20 protein-coding genes and 2 pseudogenes are annotated in these 25,228 nt (G+C 58.3%); 7 read left to right on the top strand and 15 right to left on the bottom strand.

Annotation, left to right across the window (positions count from 1 at the left end; translation table 11 throughout):
• The first annotated feature begins 45 nt into the window (after positions 1 to 45).
• On the top strand, positions 46 to 750 hold the full coding sequence (locus AC0JZ8_RS02250; RefSeq protein WP_471891582.1) for a transcriptional regulator NanR: 705 nt from the start codon (positions 46 to 48) through the stop codon (positions 748 to 750).
• An 841-nt stretch (positions 751 to 1,591) separates the two neighbouring features.
• Here the strand turns inward: AC0JZ8_RS02250 and AC0JZ8_RS02245 are convergent.
• Positions 1,592 to 2,098: a MarR family winged helix-turn-helix transcriptional regulator gene (locus tag AC0JZ8_RS02245; RefSeq protein WP_471891581.1), complete on the bottom strand. Its 507-nt coding sequence runs from the start codon at positions 2,096 to 2,098 to the stop codon at positions 1,592 to 1,594.
• 286 nt (positions 2,099 to 2,384) lie between these two features.
• On the opposite strand from AC0JZ8_RS02245, the gene AC0JZ8_RS02240 reads away from it, so the two are divergent.
• From AC0JZ8_RS02240 to AC0JZ8_RS02230, 3 genes are read left to right on the top strand one after another with little or no spacing between them, the layout of a single operon-like run.
• Positions 2,385 to 2,930 carry a sugar dehydrogenase complex small subunit gene (locus AC0JZ8_RS02240; RefSeq protein WP_471891580.1) on the top strand — a complete coding sequence of 182 codons (546 nt, stop codon included), beginning with the start codon at positions 2,385 to 2,387 and terminating at the stop codon, positions 2,928 to 2,930.
• Between the two features lie 26 nt (positions 2,931 to 2,956).
• The gene (locus AC0JZ8_RS02235) at positions 2,957 to 4,585 is read left to right on the top strand and encodes a GMC family oxidoreductase (RefSeq protein WP_471891579.1); all 1,629 of its coding nucleotides are present in this window, start codon (positions 2,957 to 2,959) and stop codon (positions 4,583 to 4,585) included.
• 2 nt (positions 4,586 to 4,587) lie between these two features.
• Positions 4,588 to 6,027 (top strand): c-type cytochrome, encoded by a 1,440-nt coding sequence (locus AC0JZ8_RS02230; protein WP_471891578.1) that lies wholly within the window; start codon positions 4,588 to 4,590, stop codon positions 6,025 to 6,027.
• A 696-nt stretch (positions 6,028 to 6,723) separates the two neighbouring features.
• On the opposite strand, the gene AC0JZ8_RS02225 is transcribed toward AC0JZ8_RS02230, so the two are convergent.
• The 14 genes and pseudogenes from AC0JZ8_RS02225 to AC0JZ8_RS02160 form a co-directional block, all read right to left on the bottom strand.
• Positions 6,724 to 7,800, bottom strand: a complete 1,077-nt coding sequence (locus tag AC0JZ8_RS02225; RefSeq protein WP_471891762.1) for an NADH:flavin oxidoreductase — start codon at positions 7,798 to 7,800, stop codon at positions 6,724 to 6,726.
• Between the two features lie 80 nt (positions 7,801 to 7,880).
• Positions 7,881 to 9,362: pseudogene (locus AC0JZ8_RS02220) on the bottom strand (DHA2 family efflux MFS transporter permease subunit).
• 64 nt (positions 9,363 to 9,426) lie between these two features.
• A complete protein-coding gene (locus AC0JZ8_RS02215; RefSeq protein WP_471891577.1) occupies positions 9,427 to 10,533 on the bottom strand; it encodes an alkene reductase in 1,107 nt (368 codons plus the stop codon).
• Positions 10,534 to 10,588: 55 nt separating this feature from the next.
• Positions 10,589 to 11,506, bottom strand: coding sequence for an NmrA family NAD(P)-binding protein (locus tag AC0JZ8_RS02210; RefSeq protein ID WP_471891576.1), 918 nt, complete (start codon positions 11,504 to 11,506; stop codon positions 10,589 to 10,591).
• A gap of 69 nt (positions 11,507 to 11,575) precedes the next feature.
• Positions 11,576 to 12,322, bottom strand: a complete 747-nt coding sequence (locus tag AC0JZ8_RS02205) for an NADPH-dependent F420 reductase (RefSeq protein WP_471891575.1) — start codon at positions 12,320 to 12,322, stop codon at positions 11,576 to 11,578.
• A gap of 123 nt (positions 12,323 to 12,445) precedes the next feature.
• The gene (locus tag AC0JZ8_RS02200) at positions 12,446 to 13,162 is read right to left on the bottom strand and encodes a nitroreductase (protein WP_471891574.1); all 717 of its coding nucleotides are present in this window, start codon (positions 13,160 to 13,162) and stop codon (positions 12,446 to 12,448) included.
• 128 nt (positions 13,163 to 13,290) lie between these two features.
• Positions 13,291 to 13,719 (bottom strand): MarR family winged helix-turn-helix transcriptional regulator, encoded by a 429-nt coding sequence (locus AC0JZ8_RS02195; RefSeq protein WP_471891573.1) that lies wholly within the window; start codon positions 13,717 to 13,719, stop codon positions 13,291 to 13,293.
• 363 nt (positions 13,720 to 14,082) lie between these two features.
• Positions 14,083 to 14,326, bottom strand: a pseudogene (locus tag AC0JZ8_RS02190) (IS5/IS1182 family transposase); the annotation flags it as partial.
• Between the two features lie 112 nt (positions 14,327 to 14,438).
• Positions 14,439 to 15,206 (bottom strand): EAL domain-containing protein, encoded by a 768-nt coding sequence (locus AC0JZ8_RS02185; RefSeq protein WP_471891572.1) that lies wholly within the window; start codon positions 15,204 to 15,206, stop codon positions 14,439 to 14,441.
• Positions 15,207 to 16,732: 1,526 nt separating this feature from the next.
• Positions 16,733 to 17,554 (bottom strand): ABC transporter ATP-binding protein, encoded by an 822-nt coding sequence (locus AC0JZ8_RS02180; protein ID WP_471891571.1) that lies wholly within the window; start codon positions 17,552 to 17,554, stop codon positions 16,733 to 16,735.
• A gap of 1 nt (position 17,555) precedes the next feature.
• Entirely contained in the window at positions 17,556 to 18,404 is an 849-nt protein-coding gene (locus AC0JZ8_RS02175; protein WP_062577318.1) for an ABC transporter ATP-binding protein, read from the bottom strand.
• Entirely contained in the window at positions 18,397 to 19,311 is a 915-nt protein-coding gene (locus AC0JZ8_RS02170; RefSeq protein ID WP_062577320.1) for an ABC transporter permease, read from the bottom strand. The genes AC0JZ8_RS02175 and AC0JZ8_RS02170 overlap by 8 nt, the downstream gene beginning before the upstream one ends.
• A gap of 4 nt (positions 19,312 to 19,315) precedes the next feature.
• Positions 19,316 to 20,374 carry an ABC transporter permease gene (locus AC0JZ8_RS02165; RefSeq protein ID WP_062577322.1) on the bottom strand — a complete coding sequence of 353 codons (1,059 nt, stop codon included), beginning with the start codon at positions 20,372 to 20,374 and terminating at the stop codon, positions 19,316 to 19,318.
• A 22-nt stretch (positions 20,375 to 20,396) separates the two neighbouring features.
• Entirely contained in the window at positions 20,397 to 21,989 is a 1,593-nt protein-coding gene (locus tag AC0JZ8_RS02160; protein WP_471891570.1) for an ABC transporter substrate-binding protein, read from the bottom strand.
• Between the two features lie 210 nt (positions 21,990 to 22,199).
• Between AC0JZ8_RS02160 and AC0JZ8_RS02155 the strand changes: the two genes are divergently transcribed.
• The 3 genes from AC0JZ8_RS02155 to AC0JZ8_RS02145 are packed head-to-tail and all read left to right on the top strand — an operon-like array spanning position 22,200 to position 24,886.
• Complete coding sequence (locus AC0JZ8_RS02155; protein ID WP_471891569.1) at positions 22,200 to 22,823, top strand: GntR family transcriptional regulator; 624 nt, start codon at positions 22,200 to 22,202, stop codon at positions 22,821 to 22,823.
• Positions 22,816 to 23,733, top strand: a complete 918-nt coding sequence (locus AC0JZ8_RS02150) for a dihydrodipicolinate synthase family protein (protein ID WP_471891568.1) — start codon at positions 22,816 to 22,818, stop codon at positions 23,731 to 23,733. Before AC0JZ8_RS02155 ends, AC0JZ8_RS02150 begins: the two co-directional genes overlap by 8 nt.
• Positions 23,734 to 23,746: 13 nt before the next feature.
• Positions 23,747 to 24,886, top strand: coding sequence for a mandelate racemase/muconate lactonizing enzyme family protein (locus AC0JZ8_RS02145; protein ID WP_471891567.1), 1,140 nt, complete (start codon positions 23,747 to 23,749; stop codon positions 24,884 to 24,886).
• The last annotated feature ends 342 nt before the right edge of the window (positions 24,887 to 25,228 follow it).

The following is a 25,228-nucleotide window of genomic DNA, read 5'->3' as shown; positions in this document are numbered from 1 at the left end:
GTGTAAGACTCATTGAGGAGGAGAATCTTGAGCCAGCGGGACGTAATGAATCAGCCAGAAGAGCAAATTGTCCGTCGAAAACTTTCCGACGAGGTTTTCGACAGACTGGAACGGATGATCACGCTCGGTGAATTGAAGCCGGGTGACGAGATGCCTTCGGAGCGTGTCCTGATGGAGAGGTTCGGCGTCGGCCGGCCGGCCATCCGCGAAGCGATGCAATCGCTCTCGAACATGGGCCTGGTCAGCATCTCGCACGGCGAGCGCGCCAAGGTTCTGCAACTGACGGCCAAGTCGATTTTTCGCCAGGTCGACCTGACCGCAAAGATCATGCTTTCGCAGTCATCCGACAGCCTCGAACATCTGAAAAGCACCCGGATTTTCTTCGAAAAGGGTATGGCACGCGAGGCGGCGTCACGTATCTGTCCTGAAGATGTGGCCGACCTGCAGGCGATCATAGATCGCCAGCGCAATTCCTTGGGAAAGGCCGAAGAGTTCATTGCCGCAGATATGCAGTTCCATACGCGGATTGCCCAGATCACCGGCAATCCGATCTTCATTGCTGTCAGCGAAGCCATGCTAGCGTGGCTGAAGACCTATCACACGGACATGCTGATCTGGACCGGCAAGGAAAAGTTCACGCTCGCCGAGCATGAGGAGATTTTGGATCGTCTGGTAGCGAATGATCCAGACGGCGCAGACGCGGCGGTCACCAAGCATCTGGAGCGATCGAGGGCCTTGTACATACGATAGCACTCAGTGACGAGCTGACGCGCCAGAGCGCATCGAGATCAAATCCTACTGCCCACTGTAAGTGTAGCCCACTGCGCAAGGCCTCCGCCGCGGTCGTCGAGAGATCGAGCCCTTACTAGTTACCGTCTAGATAGTCTCCCGGCACAATTCACAGCGGAAGTGCGGCGCATGGCCTGGCCAACCTCACCTTCAATGACCGCGAACCCTCATTTTGCATTGCTAAATGGGGCAGGGAATGAACGCGGGCTTGCATAACGCGGTCGGTTTGGTATGGCGACGGAATCCGCTCGGGCGGCCGAGGTCAGCCGATCTTACTCATCCTTACGATACGTAGGGGCGGTGAGCACTGCCGCCTCGACGAGCAGCAGGCGAAGAGTTTCCACGACAGCGTCTATCGTGGCCTGATCGAGTACACCGCGATGGGGATCGCCGCGTCCTTTCTCCGAAACATCGGTTCATTAATTCGAGGCCCTGACGACCTAAAGCAACTGCCCGGAGCGTACGAGCCGGCTGAACGAAGATCATCTCGACGGCGTACTCGACATTTTGCAAGGCCGCGGTCCCTATCCCGTCAAGCGTGCTTGAATGCCAACTGCGTCGCGGCAGACGGCACCTCAACGAAGAAGCTCGTGCACATCTATAACCCGGACGCGGTGAGCCGGGGATGGTCGCTGCTTGCTTTTGACGGGCGATGCTCCGACGCCCTGCCGCGCCTGAGGGGCGCAGTCGACGCGATCCGACAAGGGTCATGAATGCGCCCGAGGTTGACTTTGGGAGCGGCCGTACCAGTAGACAACGACGTTACCACTTCGTCTGACCTCGACGGTGTCGCGCATGCCTTTTACGGCGTTGCTTCTTCATCAAGGAGTGAGCTAAAGGCCTGTAGTGCCCCGATAAATTTGATATAACCGTCTTCGCCGATAACGTCCTTGATACGGCCGCGCGCCCGCGCCGATGCGGCGGTCACGTTCTCCAGCATTTCTTCACCCAAGGGCGTGATATACAAAAGCCGCGCACGCTTATCTCTCCTATCGACCTCACGACGTATGAGACCGCGGTTCTCTATTCCCTCGACACATTTTGTAACGGAAGAACGATCTAGAGCGATCCGTTCGCCAAGGGTGTTTTGATGAATGCCTGGCTCGATATGGATAAATGCCAGGGCGCTATATTGTGTTGGAGAGAACTCGTATTCGGCCGCTTCCTGAGTGAAAATGGCAAGGGCCACCTGCTGGCAGCGACGAAGAAGAATGCCATGGGTCCTGAGCATTTCGTCGGACGTTACGATCACGTGGCGTGGGCTCCTAAGCCTAATTGACAATCCGATATTAGTGGCGTAGCTGATCATCAGCTATCCAACTATTTCGGCGCGGTGGGGAGGACTGTGCTGTCGCAAGACAGCCGCAGTGTATCCGCTCGCGCCTTCTGTGTGACTTTCTATGATTGAAAACAAGCGTTTCCCGAAATCTTCGCGTCGAATGCTGGCTCAGGCGACACTTGCGGCGGAAAGTCCGCAAGTACGAGGCAATCCCTGATGTCACGTCCAAAAAAACCTCCGTCTATGCCTTCGTCACCGCTTCTTCCTCTGCGGCGCCGATATCCATGTCTCATCTCTCCTTTAAGGTCGGGAAACAATGAACAGTCAACCACAAGACCCGACGCACAGATTTACGCTTTCTAGACGTAGCCTGCTGCGCGGCAGCGCGAGCATCCTGGCAGCCGGTATAGTCGCCGCGCTTTGCCCCACGCTGTCGCTTGCCGCAATCGACGGCGACATACGGACAAAGTTCATGCAGTTGTCGAACCTTCTGATCAATCACGAACTAAGCCCGGCGGTCGGCGGACGCATCGTCGAGACGGCGGAGCGACAGTACAAGAACCTCCCGGACATGCTGGACGCGATTATCAAGGTTGCTCAAAGCAGGAATGCTATCGTCGTCGAAGATTTCTTCGCCGACATCCCGGATGGCGAGCTCAAGGACTTCGCCCATTGGGTGATCGCCTCTTGGTATAGCGGTTGCTCGTCGGACAAGCGCGACGCCATCGTCTTCACCTACGAGGAAGCGCTGACCTTCAAGACCACCAGCGACGTCATCACCATCCCGTCCTACGGCATTTCCGGCCCCAACCTGTGGACGCGCCCGACGGTCCCCTTATCAGCACCGATGCCGCGCTTCTGAAGAACCCGCAATAGAAAGTCATTTACATGGTTGCCAAGACAAGTGCCGATGTCGTGATTGTCGGAACGGGCGTCGTCGGCGTCGTGATCGCCGAACAGCTGCTCGATGCAGGCCATTCCGTTCTGATGATCGAGGCCGGGCCCCGTGTGACGCGGGCGGAAGTCGTAGAGAACTGGCGCAATGCGCCACTGTCAGTAAAGGGCGACACCTCGGTCGCCTATCCGCCTCGCCCCTGGGCACCGCATCCGACTGGCGCCGAGAAGCCGGAAGACGCCTATCTGCAGCTCAGGGGTCCAGACAGCTACGGACAGACCTTCATCCGCTATGCCGGCGGCTCGACGTGGCACTGGGCCGGCACCTCTTGGCGCATGACGCCCGAAGACATGCGGCTGAACTCGCTTTACGGCGTCGGCCGCGACTGGGCCTTCGACTACGACACACTCGAGCCGTATTACGTGCGCACCGAGAACAAGCTCGGCATCTGTGGTCCGGCCGATCCGGCTCAGCAATGGCCGGCGCGGCGCTCTGCTCCATATCCGATGCCCGAGTTACCGTTTTCGCCTGGCGAAGTCCGCTTCACTGAAATCGCCAAGACACTGGGATACAACAACATACCGGTGGCCCAGACGCGCAACAGCGGCATGCCTTACGACGGCCGTCCCGCCTGTTGTGCCAACAATAACTGTGTCCCGGTCTGTCCGGTTGCCGCGAAATACGACGCCGAGACGGCCCTGAACCGCCTCGAAAAGAAGGGTGCGACGATTCTGGTCGATTCTGTCGTCTACCAGGTCGAGACCAACGCCCAGAACAAGATCGAGGCTGTCAGTTATTTTGACCAACACAAACAGAGCCACCGGATCAGCGGCAAGCTGTTTGTGCTTGCCTGCAACGGGCTGGAAAATCCTAAACTGCTGTTGATGTCGAAGAACGACCGCAACCCGAACGGCGTTGCCAACTCTTCCGACCAGGTTGGCCGCAACATGATGGACCACCCGCAGCTGACGCTGACGGTAACCACCAAGGAACCGTTCTGGTCCGGCGTCGGCCCGGTCGTCAATTCGGGCATCATGGAAACCTCGCAGGGCGATTTCCGATCACAGCATGCCGGCGCCTATTTCCGATACAACAACTTCGCCCGCAACCGCTTTGTTACCTTCGCGGCGTTGAAGAAGGGCTTGGTCGGAAAGGCACTAGACGCGGAAATCCGCCGCATGACCGCCTGCACCGCTGATATCGTCGCGGCGCACGAAGTGTTGCCCGACGCCAACAATCGCCTGACGCTGTCCGAGAAGACCGACTGGCTGGGCCTGCCGAAACCGTCGATTTACTACGATGTCGGCGACTACACCCGCCGCTCCGCCGAAGTCTATTCGTTGCCGATCGCCAAGCGCATTGCCGAGGCCATGGGCGCCATCGACGTGAAGATCAGCCCCAAATTCAACCAGAGCAAGCACATCATGGGCGGCACGATCATGGGCAACGATGCCGCAACCTCGGTGGTCGATGCCGACTGCCGCGCCCATGACCACGAAAACCTGTTTATCCCGGGCGGCGGCGCCATGGCCTCCACCGCCTGCGGCAACAGCACCATCACCATGGTAGCACTCGCCATCAAGGCCGGCGATGCCATCGTCAGCCAGATGCGAGGCGCATGATCATGAAATTCATCCAGTCGCTCGCCGTAATCGCGCCGCTGGCGCTCGCGCCAACCCTTATGCCTGCCGTGGTGTCGGCACAGGAATATTCCAAGGGGCTGATCGACAAGGGCCGTTACCTTGCAACCGCCTCCGACTGCGTTGCCTGTCACACCAACCATGCCGGCGGCAAGCCAATGGCCGGCGGGCTCGCCATGGCATCGCCGGTCGGCACCATCGTGTCGACCAATATCACCCCGTCGAAAGCGTTCGGCATTGGCAACTACAGCGAGCCTGAGTTTGCGGATGCGGTGCGAAAGGGCGTCCGCGCCGACGGCGCCAACCTCTACCCGGCCATGCCTTATGTCTCTTATGCGGTGATGAGCGACGACGACATCCATGCGCTTTACGCCTATTTCATGCAAGGCGTTGAGCCGGTCGATGAAAAGGCCCCTGACACCAGCCTACCTTTCCCAATGAACATCCGCGCGTCGATGATGGGCTGGAACATGCTGTTCCGTCCGAGTGGACCGCTGGCCGACGATCCCAAGCAGTCGGCGGAATGGAACCGCGGTCGGTATCTGGCCGAGGGGGCCGCCCATTGCAGTACCTGTCACACGCCGCGCGGCGCGTTGATGCAGGAACAGAAAAGCCGTCACCTGTCCGGTGGCCAAGTCGGAGCGTGGTACGCGCCCGACATCACCAATGATAAGGTGCATGGTATCGGCAGCTGGAGCCAGGAGGATCTCGTCACCTACCTCAAGACTGGCCGGCTGGATCACCGGGCGCAAGCGGCTGGCAGCATGGCGGAGGCGATCAGCTATTCATTCCAGCACCTGACCGAAGCCGATCTCAACGCTATCGCTACCTATGTGCGCAGCGTGCCTTCCTCCGACCCGACCGCGGTGTCGAGCATGACGCGCTTCGACCGGGGTGAGGCAGACAACAACCTTTCGGGCTTCCGTGGGAAGGGTTTCGCGGCCGGCATAAAGGGCGACCATTCCGGCGCGCAGATCTTTACCGCCAATTGCGCATCCTGCCACGGGTTCAATGCCCAGGGCACGACTGACGGTTATTATCCGAGCCTATTCCACAATGCGGCGACCGCGGGCGACAACAGCGTTAACCTGATTTCCGCGATCCTTAATGGCGTCGATCGTCACACGCAGGACGGCCATGTGTTCATGCCGCCTTTTGGCGACCAGGCCAATGCCGTGGTGTCGCTTGACAACGTTCAAGTGGCCTCGCTCGCGAACTACATCCTCAGGGATTACGGCAACATCAAGCTGACCGTGAACCCGGAAGATGTTCAAGTGGTCCGCGACGGCGGACCGCGTTCTAACATCGTGACGCTCGCCCGCATCGGCATTGCCGCCGGAGCCGTTGTCCTGGTGGCCGTACTTCTGCTTGTTGGCTTGCTGGTACGCGGGCGCCGCAAGGTGGCTGACCTCAAGTCGACGTGAGGTTGTTTTACTGTTGACACCATGGGCAGAGCCGTCGAGCCTCCTGAACGATTGTTTGGAACTCAGTGCCATTGGCACTCAGATCTGGCTCTTAAAAAGCGTTCGAGAAATAGGCGTTAGCCTATGAGATAGGTCTATTCCATGGGCCTATGGTATGTGACCAACAGGTTTTAGAATCGATTCCTATCAAGAGCGCGATATACTCGTAGCAAAACGTCCTGAAAGGCATATTCCGTCTGGAGGAGCCTATATTCGTTGCATAGGACGGCTTACCGCCTCTGCCGGCGTTCTTCCGTTACAGTGGGATGAGGGGATCAGGCTTGTACTGGGCAGGCGCAACGATAATCGCGCAGTGCAATTCCGGCGCAATCGTAATAGAAGAGCACACGCGTTTGAAAGACCGGAACGAAGTCGGTCACGAAGGCGTCCAGCCTTTCCTTGTAGACATCGGAGCCAACCGGAAGCCATCAGCAGCAGCTTGCCCAGATGCATTCCAACGACCATGTGGCGAGCGATACCAGGTCTCCAATGCTATCGTCTGTTTGGGCCGGGTAAACAAAGCGCGATGCTTTCCGGCTCAGGTATCTGATCGTACTCTTGGGACGGACCTTCATTGGGTCCGCAACTTTGAGCCTCCGCTAACGCGCTGACGCGGCCGGACTTGGGCCTGCCGCTCGTATCACCCGCCTCATGGTCTCAGACCAGTTCACCGAGTTCGCCTGCGCTAAATCCCTTGAGGCTGCCGGTGTCGCCTTCGCGCACCTTGTTGGCCCAATCCGGATTGCTGATCAGAGCACGCCCGACCGCGATGAGGTCAAACTCTTTTCGCTCCATGCGCGCCAAGAGCGTATCGATCCCAACGCTGGTCGAGCTCTCGCCTGCAAAGGCTTTGAGGAATTCACCAGATAGACCAACCGAGCCCACGCTGATAGTGGCGGCGCCTGTCAGCTTCTTTGCCCAGCCCGCGAAGTTGAGACCGTTTTCACCGTCGAGTTCCGGGAACTCGGGTTCCCAGAAACGCCTCTGCGAGCAATGCAGGATATCGACGCCTGCATCGATCAGCGGCTGCAGCCACTTGGACATCAGGTCCGGCGTGTCTACCAGACGAACCGAATAGTCCTGCTGCTTCCACTGGCTGACCCGAAGAATGATCGGGAAGTCTACGCCAACCGCCGCCCGGGTGGCGCGAACGACTTCTGCTGCAAAGCGAGAGCGCTCCCCGATCGAAGAGCCACCCCATCGATCGTCGCGCTTGTTCGTGCCGCTCCAGAAAAATTCGTCGATGAGATAACCGTGTGCTCCATGGATTTCGATTGTGTCGAAACCCAGCCGCTTGGCATCTGCGGCCGCTTGGGCAAATGCCGCGATCGTGTCGGCGATCGCCTCGTCCGACATTTCGACACCACGTGGCTGGTCAGGTGCCAACAGGCCAGATGGGCTTTCGACCGAGGTCTCGGGCTGCCATCCGCTAATCCCGGCAGTCGATCCTGTGTGCCAGAGCTGCGGCCCCATGAAGCCGCCAGCCTGATGCACCTCGTCAATTACCGTCTTCCAACCCGCCAAAGCCTGCTCCCCGTGGAAAAACGGAATTCCCGGCTCGTTGCGCGATGACGGGCGGTTCACGACGGTTCCCTCGGACAGGATGAGGCCGACACCGCCTTCGGCTCGACGGCGGTAATAGGCGGCGTTTGCGGCCCCGGGGATACCTTCAGGCGCAAACGTTCGCGTCATAGGGGCCATGACGATACGGTTGGGAAGATCGAGCGACTTCAGACGAAAAGGTTAAAACAGGATATCGGTGAGAGGCATGGTTACTCCAGGGCTATGAGATCAGTCAGATGGATCGAAAGGGCCTAATGAACCTGAACCGGTCCACTCTTGGTCGCCCTAGTCTTTGGCATCAACAAGGCAACGACGAGACCCAGCGCCACCATCGCAAAGCCCGCCAGATGCGATTGCTGCGCACCCTGCGCCATAGCGGGCTGCACAGCTTCCCCGGTGGACGTGAGAGCCGCAGTGGTCGCTATCATGATCGAAAAGGCGATTGCGATACCAGCAGCTCCGGAAAGCTGCTGGATCGTGTTCATGATGGCGCTACCGTGGGGTAGAAGGTGCTTGCCGAGCGCGCCAAGCGAGGCCGCGTATGTCGGGGTCCACAGGAATGCCTGTCCGACGATGATGAACATGTAGGTGGCAAGCAGAAGCCAGATAGGGGTGCCGGGCGCGAGCGTCGACAGGAACCACAGGCCAGCGCCATCGATGATGGCACCCGCCACCAAAAGCGGACGCGCCCCGAGGCGGTCGTAGTAACGTCCGACGACGACGGAAATCACGGTGATAGTCAATCCGCCCGGCAGCATGAACAGGCCAGTCTGGAGCGGGGTGAGCCCGTAGGATGCCTGGAGGATTACTGGCATCAGCGTCATCATTCCTGTCGCCGCTGTCATGAAGAACACTGCAAGCAAGGCAGGGACAGCAAAGCTTCGCACTGCGAACGGACGCATGTCGAGTAGTGCTCGATCGGTTTTCTGCAGCGACATCTGCCGAGCGACGAAAACGGCAACGACTACTATACCGATACACAGCGCCGTCCATGGCGATATGATCGTATGATCTTCGGAAGCCTCGCCAAATGAGGCCAGTCCGTAGACAAGGCTGGCGAAGCCGATGGCCGAGAGGAGTACTGACAGGCCGTCGACCTCGGTCTTGCGCGGCGTGCTCGGCACACGGATCATCATGTTGCCGACAACGAGGGCGATCACGGCAACTGGCAGGATGAACACGAATAGCCAGCGCCACCCGGCCACTGACAAAATGGCCCCCGCCATTGCCGGGCCGAATGCCGGAGCAGTCGATACGGATACCGTCAGCAGTGCCATCATGCGGCCGGCCCTCGACGGAGGCACCAAGGCGGTGACCGCGGTAAACGCCAGAGGTGTGGCGATCGCCGTGCCGACCGCCTAAATGATACGGCCGATCAGCAGGACTTCGAATCCAGGTGCGGCGATTGCGACCATCGTGCCTAACGTGAACAAGGACATCGCGAGCGTGTAGACCGTTCGCATGCGGAACCGTTCGGTGAGAAACCCCGTCGCTGGGATGACCACGGCCATCGTCAGCATATAGGCGGTCGTGAGCCACTGCCCGGTCGAAGCGGTGATCCCAAGGTCCGCCATCACGGTCGGCAGAGCCACACCCATCAGCATCTCGTTGAGGATGACCGTGAAGGTTGAGGCAAACAGTACGCTGATCGCGATCCTGGATTCTGGGGTCAGCTTATCACTGGCCGTCGGGCTTTGTGAGTTAACATCGAGAGGTGTGGCAACGGCCGACATAAGCCAGGCTTTCTGTTTCTTGTGCGAAAGATACGGGATGGAGGGTAGTCTGACTTATCCGAAATTAGACGTCTTCATGCACGGCACGAGGATAATCCGTGTAGCCCTTGCTGCCACCGCCATAGAACGTGTCGCGGTCAGGCTTCGCAACGACGACGTCGTCACGATAGCGCTCCACAAGGTCCGGGTTTGCGATGAACGGCTGCCCGAACGCAGGCAGGTCGATGAGCCCGGATTCCACGAGTTGCTCGCCTCGTTCGAAAGTCATCGCACCTGCCAGGATGATGGTTCCGGGGAAGTGTGCCCCGAAGGATTTCAGGAACGCATCGTCGAGGGATGGCTTGCCGCCGATCCTACTATTGTTGAGGTGGATGTAGGCGATCCGGCGCTTTGCCATTTCGTCGGCGAGGTAATTGTAGGTTTCCTCGACCCAGCCATCCTGCGCGGTACCGTCCTGATTGTGCGGCGACAGGCGGATGCCAACCCGATCTGCTCCGAGTTCTTCGACGACTGCGTCAATAGTCTCCAGAGCGAAGCGGGCTCGGTTTTCGACGGAGCCGCCATATCGGTCGGTACGATCGTTCATGGCTGGGTTGAGAAACTGTTCAAAAAGGTAGTTGTTGGCCGCATGGAGCTCGACCCCGTCGAAGCCGGCGGACGAAGCGTTGCGGGCTGCGTGCCTGAAGTCGGACGTCACTCGTGCGACCTCGTTGGTCTCCAGCGCGCGCGGCGCGGATGGCTCCACGCGGCCTTCGGAGCCATCCTCCTTGTAGATGAAGGCCTGGAACTTAGGATTTACAATCGGTTTGGCGGACGAACTCACAGGTGACTGCCCGTTCGGCTGAAGTGAGGTGTGGGAGATGCGACCGACATGCCACAACTGAGCGAACATCGTCCCGCCCGCCTCGTGCACGGCATCCGTCACGATCGTCCATCCCGCAACATGCTCGTCGGTCCAGATACCGGGAACAGCGATATATCCCCGGGCTTCCGGTGATACGGGCAGCCCTTCGCTGACAATTAGGCCAGCACTTGCCCGCTGGCGGTAGTAGACAGCGGTCTCGTCATCCGGGATGTTGTCCGGGCGACGGGCACGGGTCATCGGTGCCATGACGAAATGATTGCGAAGTTCACGACCACTCAGATCGTATTTTTCGAGAAGTGTTTTCATTGTCGGTACTTTCAATGGATCACGAGTAGCGAGGAAACATACGTTCGGGGATGCGTCACGCCTGCGGCTGATCCACAAATGACAGCAATTGGGTTTTGTGCATCTCAGCCCACTTGCGGACGCTGATCGCGGGTCGTCCCAGCAGGTATGGGACGTCGTCCTTGACAGTTCCCATGTAGCCCATCCTTCCGTCGGCGAACTGCGTCAGGAGATCGAGCGAGCTGCGGGCGTACCAGTCTTCGACCTCAATCGTGCCTTTCTTGAAATGGGCTTCCATGTCCGACGCATCCAACGAATTGTACCGGATCTCACGCTCGAGCACCTCACTGAGCGCCGCGGCCAGTTCCGGGCTCGTCATGGTTTCAGTGCTGAGATAGTAGTCCTTTGAGCCGTGACGTTCAGGACCGTCGCGAAGGACCTTCGCGGTTACAGCGGCGAGATCATGAAGCGCGACGTAACCGACGCGGTTCTCGCCCCAGAAGGTGGAAAAAGTGCCGCCGATGGGTCGGGACACACTAAGAAAGCTTTCAAGAAATACGTTAGGATGCAGGTGCGTCCATGCAATACCACTGGCCTCAATGTAGGCTTCGACAAGCGCGAACCAACAGAACTTTGAGTCTGTCGCGTCGTCCGCCGCAAAGACCCCTTGATTGACGATGTGCTTTACGCCCGCCTTCTTCGCCGCGTCGACCACGGTCTTGGTCTGACGGGTCATGGCGATGGTGTAGCCTGTGAGAATGTTCATGCGGTCTACGCCGCACAGCGCTGGGCCGAAGGTTCGCGGGTCGTCGAGATCGAAAAGAACGGCATCGCGACCTTCGGCATGCAGTCGTTGAAGGTCAGCCTCTTTGCGCACGCCAATACGAATGCGCACGCCTTCAGGCTTCTTGTCGAAATCTTCCAGGATAAGTCGCCCCGTCTGGCCCGTCGTGCCCATGAGGAAGACTAGCGGGGTAGTGGTATCGGTGGTCACTGATGCTCTCCAGTCATTGAGGTGCTGATTGGCCGTGAAGCCACGGTGTCGGGCGGGCGGATGATGACCTCACATGAACAGGACGCGGGTCAGGCGCACCGCGTAGTCCGAGTCGGGATTGGTGGTGCTGTCGCCGACGCGTTCCATTATCGCTGCGATCGCAAGCTCACGGCGCTTCGGCAAACGGAAGCGATCCGTGGCCGCCAATGCCGCGGGCAATTCCTCGCGGGTCAGGTCCGTGCAATAGCTTGGCGCGCCGGGTTGCTGCCGCCATGATTCACTGAGCGGTCCTGAATGAACCGCGTCGAGGCCTGTGGCGTCGACGAGAGTCATTGCGACCTCGCGTTCGCGGTCACCGTCGGCGGCAACGGGAATGGCTATCCGTCCAGTTGTTCCGGCAGGTGTGCCTTTCTCCGCAAAGGACGCGGAGGTGATGGCGTTCCAGGCCTTGGCGATGGGACGGCCAAGCTGTGCTGCGACCCATTCGCTCTCGGTCTGCCCGGCTTCGATCGCCGCGATTATGCCGTCGCGTCCGGGGTAGTAGTTGGACGTGTCGATCACGACCGTGTCTGCTGGCACGTCGGCCAGCAAGGGCGAGATCTGTGGAATTGCCCCCAGCGGGGTCGACAGGATAACGACGTCGACACCGACCACCGCTTCGGCGGACGTCACCGCGCGGACGCCGTTGACGAGAATGCCTTCATCAATCGTGTGGGGGCCGCGCGAATTGGCGACCTTGACCTCGTGACCAGCAGCACTGAGTTTCCGGACCAATGTCTTGCCGATATGGCCTGTGCCTAGAATGCCGATTCTCATGAATGATTCCTTTCGATGAACGGTCGCCGCCGGAGACGCGAAAGACCGTATGACCGGGCCATATGGCCGACGTGCCTGAGGTGGTGAGGGAGTTGGAAAGCGGGCCGCCACGCCTTGTGCGGTTCAGGCGTGGAAGGTCACGCTCGTGTCCACCGGAACCCGGTCCATGTAGATGCGGTTGCCAGGCGCTGCCTCATCCACGTAACCGAACGAGATCCCGAACAGCATCTTCAGCTCTTCGGGGATGCCGAGGAACTCGCGGATCGTTCCGGCGAAGAACCCGAGCGCGGTCTGTGGAATTCCACCGAGACCCCGCGCCGCAAGCGACAGAAGGAGGGTTTGCCCATACATGCCCATGTCTCCTGCGACCCGGACATTGTCACCGAACGAGGGCATGAACAGGAACGCGGCCTGCGGAGCATTGAAGAACGAATAGTTCATCCCACCCACGCGCCGCCGGCCCTCCTTGTCCTCTCGCATGATACTCATCGCTTCGTAATAGGCTTTGCCGAGCGCGTCGTTACGCTTGCGATATTCGCCATAGAAGTCGTTCTGGTCGAATGTGAAGTCCGGAGTGAACTTGCCTGCATCGTTCTTGGCATGCAGGAGCGTTGAAAGCTGCTTGAGTTTGTCACCCAGAACCACGTGCGTATTCCAGGGCTGTGTGTTGCAGTTAGAGGGCGCGTATTGCCCGTCCTGTAGCACTTCGCGAATGACGCTCTCCGGAACGGGCTTGTCGAGAAAGCCGCGGATCGAGCGCCTCATGCGGGTCGTTTCCCTGAACGAAAGCGTCTCGTCGACTGTATGTTCTGGCTGGGATCGTGCGGGGTTCGTAGTCATGGATCCTTCCTTCATTATGCGGCGGCTTCGATAATTGGTTGGTAGTTCACAGATGGAACTGATTTTACTAGCCAGCTATAATATAGCGCACTAGAGAATCGATCGTAATTTTCTGTTTTGTCATTGCTCTACTCCCGCCGCGGTCGACTGAGATCAGTCAGTGTGTCGCGAAGGTCGATCAATCCCTGCTCATCAAGCTTGCAGGCACTTTTGATTTTCTGGCCGATGCCCCAGATTTCATCCCGGATGCTCTCAGCACGCGCTGTCAGTCCAACGAGCACGCGTCGTTCATCTTCCGGGTCACGAGTCCGGGTCACGAACCCACCAGCTTCGAGCCGTTTGATAAGTGGTGTAATGGTACCTGTGTCCATGTCGAGACGTGTACCAAGCGTTCCTACGGATAAAGGTGACCCATTCAGCAATTCAAGCATCACTAGATACTGCGGGAATGTCAGGCCGAGCGGTTCTAGGAACGGCTTGTGCATTCGCGCCATGCGGTTCGCAGCTCCGTAGAGCGCAAATGAAAGCTGCATACCAACGCTATGAGACTTCGACATAGTATCCGACCTAGTAATCTAGTGCGCTAGATAAAGCGTTGGTGCGACGAGTTCAAGAGGCTGAAGGCTCACTGTAGCTGCTCAATCCTTAAAGCCCAGCAATGGCAAAGGCGACGAGCCGCTCCGATAGACGAATATGCACTGCAGAAGACTGGCAATAAACTCCCGTGGCGGGAGTTTTGGTAGGGCGGGCCGTAGGTTCGTATCCGCTCGAGGCGTAAGACGCAGATCGCTTCGGCAGCTTGGCGCCAATTTCGTGAAAAACTCGCTGGAAGGTCTACTTATCCTCCCTTTCTGCTTTTGGGAGAGCGGGTTTGCAGGTCCGCCACGCGGCAATGCAAGAGATATCGATTTTTGCCGCTCTCAAGTGGCAACGACGCCGTGGCGTGGCTTGCGTTTGACCAGCCACCTGAAGTTTGGGGCGGTTGCTGCAAGGAGGAACTCGTCTCGGGAAGCGAGCGGTCGTCGAAGTCTCAAAAGGGCCATCCGTAGGATGCGCATGAGGTGTGCACACAGCAGCTCCACTTTCTTTCTGTGTTTAGGCGATGGCGTGATTGTACGCATGCACGTCTCGAGCATCTTCGTTGAAATCGCGCGGCACCTTGCGTAATCTCGAAAACCACCAGACGCTGCTGCGTGATGGTCATGACATCAAGGCCGTGACCGTCGAGGCATTAATGCACCCGGAAACCAGTGCGCTTTTCGTTGTCGCCCGACCGTTAGGCCGCAGCAGAAAGCATCGCCTTCGCGGAAGCCGGGATGGCGAGGTGTTCGAAGCTTGGCTTGGCGAGCAGGTAGCCCTGGATGAGGGACACGCCCAAATCCCGCAGGGCCGACATTTCGCCGACGGTTTCGACGCCTTCGCAGAGCGGCACGATGTTAAGTTCTTCGAGCATCCGCAACGTGTGCTTGACGATGGTGCGCCGGACCGGATCGGTGTCGATCCCTCTGATCATGTCCATATCCAGCTTGACGATATCGGGCTGGAAATGACTGAGGAGGCCAAGACCGGAGTGGCCTGAACCGAAGTCGTCGATCGCAGTTTTAAAGCCCATATCCCGGTATGTCCGCAGGATGTGAAGGACGTGCTTGGTATCCAACTCCTCGTTCTCAGTGAACTCGAAGATGATGCGATCAAGCGGAAAACCCGTCTTCATGGCCGTGGCAAGCGTCAGGCGGATACACGCCCGCGGTTCGTAGACGGCGTTCGGCATGAAGTTGATCGACAGCTTCACGTCGTCAGCGGGGTCGTAGAGCTGCGCGGCAAGTTCGATCGCCTTGACCCGGCACTGCTGATCGAACGCATAGCGGTTGTCGGCCTGCACCTGCGATAGAACTGACCCGGCACCTTCTCCGTTTAGACCGCGAACAAGCGCTTCGTGGGCGAAAATCGTGCCTGTTGCGATGTCGACGATCGGCTGGAATGCCATCGAGAACGGTAGTTCGAACGCTGCGCCGTCGCGGCAGCCTTGGCAACTCGTCGTCATTATTGAAAAATCTCCGTTTGCATCAGACTTAAGGCTCATCGATTAAACTTCCGTTTCCCGTATGCCCGCTCTTTGACGTCCGCAGGCATGCCAAAGTTCCGCCTGCGGGCGTCCCTTCGTACGTGGCTGTCTCGTCCTTCGACAGTTGTGCGCGTAACTGCGACTTAATTAGCAGATCGCAACCTGCTCTTCAGGCTCAATGACCCGGTTCGAAGGCAACTTGAAGCAAGCCGACGGGTCAATCCCAGAGTCGATCAGCTCGATATAAGGGCTTTCCTGCCAATGCGGCAAACCAGTGCTCAGGTTAGAATCAGGTTTCGGCGACAGAGGTAGAACGACGTCTACTTAAGCCTGTCTTCCGCGACAGCGAGTGAGCCTTCTGTCCGGTTTTTTTGGCCAACTCCAAGCGGTTTATATTATAGGGCGGTAGCTACCAGCTCATGAAACCAGAGCGTCGCCCCTTTGCGACGAACCCAATATTAAACGTCAAACGATCAGAAACCGACCTACTCGTGCCGGTTCGATGACATATGGGATCACTACTCCGTTTTGCTCTCGGCGATTCAAGGTGCGTACTTTATTGTGGAGGGTCGTTCTCGGAACGGGGCTCCGTTCAGAGCTTTGATCCATGGACAGGAGAATCAGATGCGGAACCTGTCTCCGCTTTTCGCGATCGCCGCAGCCGTCGCTGCAGTGCTTTATGTCGCTGCGGTCTTCATGAGTCACTGGTGAGGAAAAAGCCGATTGGCTTTGCCGGCGCTTCGGCTATCCTACGCTCGCCATCGGATTTCATCTGGGCTGGCGGCCGGAGGTCTAGCGTAGCGGACTGCACTCTCGGGTGCGCGCTAGACCCTGTGCCGGAGCTAAATCTAGCCTATGGCATAGTAAGCCCGCGCCCGGTACGGTTCTCTCACCGTGGCGTTCCCCTCAATGCATCCACGGTAGAGGCTCGGCGTCGGTAGTCCCTTCCACAGGCTCCGGGCCTCACTTTTCGTCATCAATTATCGACAGTTGCTCACGTTGCAACCGAATGCTTAGTAAGCATCAACTGCCTTCCGAGGGACGGGGGTAGTTCCGGAGAGCCGGTCGCGCCGCCGCAACATCGGCTCTCCTACAGCATTCATTGCGCATCTCTTCGCATCAATGAAGCACCTACCGGCAATGGTCCGGGACCGTACTCATTAGCGTCAGCCTCAAGCTATCGGTCCCCTACCTCTCGACTTGCCTGGCCTTAGCTGTTCAAACATGGCAACGATTCGAGGGACTCATCAATGTCATATGAATGGGACGGTGCGAAGGTTCGCAAAGCCTACCGAGCGAAGATGGCTATCGCTTGCCTGGTCGCTCTGTTGATGGCCACAGCGCCACTTATTCTTATAGTCATCTCATTAGGATAACTATGTGGTTAATCATGTCACGGTAGCTGTTAGCGGATCAGCTTCTTGCTTAGTAATTTTGAAATTATCGACGGTTTATGCTCTCGGTCTCACCTCCACTAGGTTATGCTGTATTCGGGGCTTTGACAATCAGGCGGTGACGCCGGGTACGCCAACGGGGCCAGCGTAGGAACCAGTAGCGAGGTCTCGCTTTCTGGGTTCGGCGACATAGCCACGGCTGCCATCCATAAGCGTACGGGTGTAAACGTGCTGCACCTTGTTTTCCAGCAACTGCTGCCTTGTAGCGATCTCGACAAAACCGCCGCTTTGCATCACCGCAACCCGGTCGCACAGATGTGCGACGACTGCGAGGTCGTGGCTGACCAGGATATAGGTGAGGTTTTCACGCTCCCTCAGATCCTTGAGCAAGTTGAGGATTTCCGCCTGGATCGAGACGTCGAGCGCGGAGGTCGGCTCGTCGAGAAGCAGGATCCGAGGCTCGAGGATCAAGGCGCGGGCAATCGCGACGCGCTGACGTTGCCCTCCTGATAGCTGGTGCGGATAACGATAGCGGAAGTTAAGCGGCAGGCCGACATCAGTCAGGACTTTCTCGATGCGTTCGTGGCGCTGGTCCTTGCCATGGATTTCCAGCGGCTCGAGCAAGGTGCGACCGATCGTGTGTCGTGGGTGGATCGAACCGAATGGATCCTGGAAAACCAGTTGTTGTTTGGCAAGCTGCCCACGGCTACGCTTCTGTGTGATCGTTTCGCCATCGATTTGAAGGGTCCCCGTCCATTGCTTGTTGCGCCCGGCGAGCGCACCAAGCACCGTGGATTTCCCGCAGCCGCTCTCGCCGACCAGTCCAAAAGCCTCGCCTTTCGCGACCTCGAAGGAAACGTCCTGGACGACCTGTACGAAGGTTTCACCGCTGCCATAGGAAACGGCGAGGTGATCGATCTTGATCATGAGCATATCAGTTCTCCAGCCAGGCGGGGTCGCGACGAAGCACTTCCAGCCTGTCGCGGGGATGGTCAAGACTCGGCAGGGCGTTGAGAAGACCGCGCGTATAAGGGTGCGTGGCCTGATGAAGGTCCGCGGCGGCGATCGTTTCCACAACGCGACCCGCATACATGATGATGACCCTGTCGCAGAAACTGCGAACGAGATTGAGGTCATGCGAAATGAAAATCAGACCTATGTTTCTCTCCGTCACGAGTTCATCAAGGATCGAAAGCACCTGCTGGCGGACAGTGACGTCCAGCGCCGAAGTCGGCTCATCCGCGATGATCAGCGAGGGGGAGGCGATCAGCATCATGGAGATCATAATGCGCTGTCCCATGCCGCCAGAGACTTCGTGCGGGTAGAGATCGAACACACGCTGCGGATCGCGTATCTGCACTCTTTCCAGCATGGTGAGAGTGCGGTCGCGGGCTTCCTTCTTAGAGGCTCGCTCATGCAGGATCACCGTTTCGGATATCTGCTCGCCGATGCTCATGACCGGATTGAGTGAATATTTAGGATCCTGAAGGATCATGGCGATGCGTCGACCGCGGATCGACTGCATCTCCTCTTCCGTGGCGCTGAGCAGATCGATGTCTTCAAATCGCATCCGATCCGCCTTGACCGCGGCATTCGGTGGCTGCAGTCGCATGATGGCGCGCCCGGTCGTGCTCTTGCCTGATCCGGATTCTCCGATGATGCCGATCTTCTCGCGACCAACGGTGAAAGAGACATGCTGTACAGCTCGGACTGCACCTGACAGCGATGGAAATTCGACCGACATGTTGTCGACCGTCAGGATGGTGTCTTTCGATTCATGCATTGCGGGGATCCATGATGTCACGCAGCCCGTCACCGAGCAGGTTGAAGGCAAGGCTGACGACGAGGATGGCGATCCCCGGAACAGTCGTTAGCCACCAGGCATCCAGCAGGTACTGCCGGCCGGATGCAGCCATCGAGCCCCATTCTGGCAGCGGTGGCTGCGCGCCGAGCCCGAGAAAGCCGAGGCCGGCGGCGGTGAGGATGATGCTCGACATGTTGAGCGTCAGGCGTACGATCACCGACGGTGCGCAGAGCGGCACGATATGACGCAGCAGGATGCGACCCATACCAGCGCCCTGCAGTTCTGCCGCAACGACGAAGTCCGCTTGGCGAAATGTCAGTGTTTCGGCGCGGGTAAGACGGGCAATCGGCGGCCACACCGTCAATGCAATGGCGATCACTGCATTCTCAATACCAGGTCCCAGTGCTGCGGAGAATGCCAACGCGAGGACAAGACTTGGGAACGACAGGAAGATGTCGGTGATGCGCATCAAAACGACATCGACCCAACCGCCGAGATAACCAGCAGTCGCACCGATCACGAAGCCGATCGGGCCGACAATGATGGTGACGAGAATGGCGATGTAAAGCGTCGTACGACCGCCATAAACCAGCCGCGCGAAAACATCGCGCCCGAATTCGTCGGTGCCAAACCAGTGCGCGGCAGACGGAGACTGCAGTGCCTTCATGAAGTCCTGGGCGATGGGATCCTGAAGCGGGATGACAGGCGCCAGGGACGCCATGACGACCAGGAAGACTATGACAACGAAACCTGCCAGAGCAAGCGGATTGGCGACCAGGCTGAGCCAAGCGATATAGATGCTGTGCAAGCGTGCCTGGCGCGTGGAAGTGAATTCCTCACTGATCAGCCAGGTGTGAATGTCTGAGAACGTGCCTGATTTTGTCATGGGATCACCGGGTCCTCGGATCAATAAAGCGATAGGCGATGTCGGACAGGAAGTTGATGGCAATCGAGATCAAACCGATCAGGAAAACACTTCCGAGCACCGCATTCATGTCAGCGAAGAACAGGGCGGAGGTGAGGTATTGTCCAAGCCCTGGCCATGCGAACACTGTCTCAATCAGCACGGTGCCGTCGAGCAGGCCGCAATAGGCGAGGGCAACGACGGTAAGGAGCTGTACCCGGATGTTGCGGAACGCGTGCCGCCAGATGATCGGTCGTTTGCCAAGGCCTTTGGCGCGGGCGGTGAGGATGTATTCCTGGTGAAGCTGTTCCAGCATGAAGCTGCGTGTCATGCGGCTGAGATAGGCCATTGCCGCATACCCGAGGATCAGAGCCGGCGCGATAAGGTGGTGCAACGCACTCCAGAAGACATCCCAGTGTCCGCCCAGCAGGCTGTCGACGAGCACGGAATTTGTCCGCGCTTCGACGATCCCCTCGTTGTAGACATAGATCCGGCCGCCGGGCGGGATCACGCCGAGGTGCGCGTAAAACAGCAGGATGACAATCGTGCCGAGCCAGAAGATCGGCGTCGAGTATCCGAGCAGGCCGACGACACGGGCGATATGGTCCACCCACGTACCCTTGCGGACCGCGGCGATCACGCCGAGGGGGACGCCGAGACCGGCGCCGATCAGTGTCGCAAGGGTCGCAAGTTCCAGCGTGGCGGGAAACACCCGCGCAAGATCGTTGACCACGGGCTGCTTAGTGATATTCGACTGACCGAAATCAAGCTGCACGGCATTGCCGAGGTAATTTGCGAACTGCACGTAGATTGACCGGTCTAGGCCCATCTCCTTGTAGACGCGGTCATATGTCGCTTGGTCCGCCTGATCGCCGATCGCGGCGATAACAGGATCGGCAGGGACCATGCGTCCGACGACGAATGTGATGACCAGCAGACCGAGCATTGTCGTCATGATCACGACCGCCGAGGCGGCGACTTTCCGTGCTGCCTTGAGAAACGAATGGCTTGGAACGGGAGGGGCTGCGGTTTGGGAAATACTCATGGCACTATCCTTGGTTCGCACGTCATTCGCTTTTTGAAACGGTGTCCCAGCGTGTCAGCCAAGTCGGATGCCCAACATAGCCTTTCACTTCCGTGCGGACGGCTTTGGGATCGGTACGCTGGAACGACGTGACCAGAGCGGGCGAGGCGCGCATATAGGCTTCGTTGATCCGTCCATACAGTTCCTCGCGTTTCTCCGGATCGATCTCGTGAGCGGCCGCCATCACCAAATCCTGTATATCCTTGGGGACATCCCAGGCCGTGCGCCAGGCAACCAGCCCGGCAAGCTTAGCTGCATCGGAATTGTCGGCGTTCGTGGCATATGACTGAAGAACTGCATGCGGATCTGGAAGGCGATCACCAGTACGTGAAGAGAACAGCTCGAACTGACGGGAGCGGAACTTGCCGATCTGGTCGCCGATCTGCAAATCGAGTTTAATGCCGGCCTTGGCGGCATTGTTTTGCAACGAGATGCCGACTTCTGATTCCGGGGTGCCGGGTTGTGCGAAATAGACTTTCGAAAATCCATCAGGATAACCCGCTTCAGCAATTAGCTGTTTCGCTTTGTCGATGTCTAACTTGTACGGGTTGTCGCTCCGTGCGCCCGGGAGGCCAGCCGGAATGATCGACTGCTGTTTGGTGCCGTAATATTTCATCACGGTGCTGCTGAGCCCGTCGTAGTCGATAAGATAGCGGAAAGCCTCGCGAACGTTGGGCTTTGAGAGGATTTCATCTTTTTGGTTCAGTGCTAGATAGTAGAAGCCGAAACCGGGTACCTTCTGGACGGAGACCTTGCCATCGGCCTCGAGCCCTAAAAGGTCCGTTGAAGACAACCGCGTCGCGACGTCAACGTCGCCGGCATCGATCTGCAGCCGCTGGGCCGACGATTCCGGAATATGGCTCATGAACACGCGCCGCATCGCGGGCACGCCCTTCCAGTATTCCGGGACTGCATCGGCGATCAGAAGCTGATTGGAGCGCCAGGTCGTCAGGGAATACGGCCCGGATCCCGCGTCTCTGGTCTGAAGATAATTGCGCGCCCAGTCGCCGTTTTTCTCCCGGCTCGCCAGAAAGGCGCTGTCAACGATCGACGTCGAGAAGCTGGCCAGGGAGTAGAGAATGAGGTTCGGGTTCCAGACTTCGGGTGTCTGCAGTACAAGTGTATGATCATCCGTCGCTCGGATCAGAGTATCGACATTTTTGGCCGAGAACCCCCATTGGCGAAGGTCGGTAGAAGGTGCGAGCCCGAGATTTACAAGCCGGTGCAGAGACCACTCCACGTCCTTTGCAGTGAGGGGATTGCCAGAATGAAACCTCACGCCTTGACGGATTTTGAAAGTGAATGTCCTCCCATCCTCAGACACCGTCCAGCTCTCGGCAAGTGAGGGTTTTGGCACTGTGACATTATCGGCAGGCAGCTCGATAAGCCGATCGTAAAGATTAGCGACGACCTCGGCTGCTTCGAGCTGGTTGATCTCGTGAGGATCGAGGCCGCGCATCGTCGTCATCATGATGGCGATGACCAATTGATCCGGCGGTGTTTTTGCGAATACGGGGGCGGAGCTGTATGCGAGGACCGCAGCACTCGCGATGGCAACGAAATTTAGCTTCGGCATGTTCTTCTCCCAAGGCTCCTCAACCTGGTTGTCCAAAATTTGCTATCGACAGGAATAACAAATCTGATATACCAGATCTCATATTAACGACAGCGCGTCAACGGAATTTGGAAAATGATCAGCAGCTTGGGCACGCCAGCGAGTGGAGCTGGATTTGAGAAAATTGACGCAAGCTTTAATGTGACCGTGCGGGATCATGTTCATCGGACGATGCGTGCAGCCATCCTGTCAGGGCGTTTCGCTACCGGCGAAAAAGTTAACGAGCGCAGCCTCGCCGAGCAGTTCGGCGTAAGCACGACGCCGATCAAGGAAGCCCTTCGTCAGCTGGAAACGGAAGGGCTGGTCGAGGCCCTGCCGCGGCGCGGTGTGATCATCCGGTTTGCGAGCAGCTGGGCGGAGGAGATGATCCTTGCGCGCGCTGCGCTGGAATCGATGATCGCCCGTCTGGCTGCGAAGCGGATCGACAGGAAGGATGGTTCGGAACTGGTGGCAACCGCCAACCTGATGCGCGAGGCAACCACTTCGGGTGACGCCGATAGTCTGATTGCGCTCAATGAAGCCTTCCACGATCTCATCCATAGAAGCTCGCGGTGCAGCTATCTGGCTAAGTTGATCGAACGTCAGCAATTTTACGACGCCAGCATCCGTCGCGTTATTCACCTCGATCCGGCGGAGCGCCAGAAAGCGCTTGAGGAGCATGTGGCCATCGCCGACGCGATCGTTGCCGGAGATGCGGACATGGCGGAGCGCTCTATGCGCGACCACGTCGTACGTTCGGGCGAAACCTACCTGTCGATCGTATTCGGAAATCAGAAGGATAGTGAGCGTGACTGACAAACTACAGGCCGTAAGACGTGCCCTTTCCGGGATCTCAGGCGTTCCAGTGACGCCATACGGAAGCGACGGATCGATTGATGTTGAGAAGCTCGATCGGCTGATTAAGGGACTTGCCGCGGCAAAGGTCCACAATCTCATGGCGGCCGGCAATACCGGCGAGTTTTTCACGCTGACGATGGATGAGATCCGTCTCGTGCACGGTACGACGATCAAGGCTGCAGACGGCATGGCACTCGTCAGTGCGGCCGTTGGCCGGTCGCTAACCGATGCGAAGGCGCTGGCGCGCGACGCTATCGCCGAGGGCGCCGATGCGATCATGGGGCATCATCCCATGGACCCTTTCGCAGGACCGGCCTTCCAGGCAGCCTATTTTCTCGATCTGGCAGATTTCTGCACGGTCCCGGTTATCGCCTACGTGCGCAGCGACGGTTTCTCTGTGGACGATTTCCGCCGACTGGCGCTGCACCCCAACATTGCTGGCATCAAGTTCGCCTCCCCCAATCTGATGCTGTTGGCCGAGGTTATCCGCGCCACCTATGATGCCCCGGCAATTTGGGTCTGCGGACTGGCGGAAGGCTGGGCGCCGGCATTTTACGCCATGGGCGCACGCGGCTTCACCTCGGGCCTCGTCAACGTCTTTCCCGAGCGCTCGCACGCCATCCACAAGGCGCTCGAGTCCGGCGATTATGCTACGGCGCGCAGCCTGATCGATGGAATTGCCCCGTTCGAGTCGCTTCGAACAAAATACAACAACGGCGCCAACGTCACCGTCGTCAAGGAAGCGCTAGGCATGCTTGGAACGGATGTCGGGCCCGTGCGGATACCTGGTGTGGTCGAGTTAAACGCGTCCGAGCGCAAAATCCTTGGTGAGGTTGTGGACAGCATTCGCTCCGCAAAAGCTGCCTAAGGGAGGATCAGCAGTGCATATCACCGGCATCAAGACATACATGCAGCGCGTGGACGAGCGTCCCCGCCTGCTGCTCAAGATCGAGACCAGCGAAGGCATCAGCGGCTGGGGCGAATGCTACAATCACGGCCCGGACTGGTCACTGCCGCCGCTTCTCGACTACCTGTTTCACCAGATCGAAGGCGAGGATCCGCGCCGGGTCGAATATCTCATCCTCAAACTCAACCAGCAATGCCGATTTCCTCCCGGAGCCTTGGGCCTTGCCGCGATTTCCGCAATTGATCACGCATTGTGGGATATCGCCGGCAAGGCTGCGGGCCTGCCTGTCTACATGCTGCTGGGCGGCAGCGTCCGTGACCGGGTGCGCGTTTACTGCGGCGTCTACACGGCGCCGGATGCCGAGCATGCGCTTGACCAGACGCTCAAGCTCAACGAGGAATACGGTTACACGGCGTTCAAGCTGAGCCCGTACCGGCGCGATCTGCATGCCGGGCGCTGGGGGGAGCTGGTCAAGGAAACCGGCGACTGGTTCGGGCGAATCCGCGAAATTACCCCTTCACATTTCGAATTTGCCTTCGACGCGCATGCCAAGATTTTTGAGCCCTACAAGGCGGTTCAACTGGCGGCCGCGATTGCTCCGAACGACCCGCTCTTCTACGAGGAGCCTATTCGTCCCGAGCACATCCCGGCATGGCGGGAATTGAAATCGAAGGTCAACGTTCCGCTCGCCACCGGCGAGTCGCTCTACAACCGCTTCGAATTCCTCTCGCTTCTGTCGGCTCAGGGGGCCGATATCATTCAGCCGGACATCTGCGTTGTCGGCGGCGTCTCGGAAATGCGCCGCATCGCGACGCTTGCGGAAGCGCATTATGTGACGGTCGCCCCCCACAACCCGATGGGTCCGCTGGCGACAGCAGTTAATATCCATTTTTGCGCCGCCCAGCCGAATTTTCAGATTCTTGAGTTCAAGCCACATGTCCACGCGCCGTGGGCGCTTGATCCATACATGCCAGTCGATGGCCATATGGAGCTTCGCCCCGACCGGCCGGGATGGGGGATTGAGATCGACGAAAAGGCTCTGCTAACCGACGACTACGTCCACTGGCAGCGCAAGATCACACAAAAACCGGATGGCTCGACGGCCTATCCTTAAGGTCACAAACACTGATATCCAGTCGCTGCTTGTCGTAGACCACTCATAAGATACTTGCGTCGTCATCTGTTTCGAACTCCGCGTCAGGCAGAACAGGAGCTCGTCACTAGCACCGGCTCTTTTGCGACATATGGAAGATCCATTAGGAAGGCGCGAATGCAATATCGGGTGCGATGCGGAAGCACCGCTTTCGGCCCTTGCCATCTTCTCGACGACGGCCTGCTAGATTTTGCAGATGGGGAACGCTTCACAGCATTCTAGGTCGAGCTTGTTGGTCCCGGGGCATGACATCTTGGCCGAGATGTTGTGATAGTCCAGTTATCGTCAGGTCCGCTTCAGCTG

The organism is Velazquezella soli (assembly GCF_977018685.1).
Note: the sequence above shows the minus strand (reverse complement) of the source record. Positions and strands in the feature narration are given on the sequence as shown.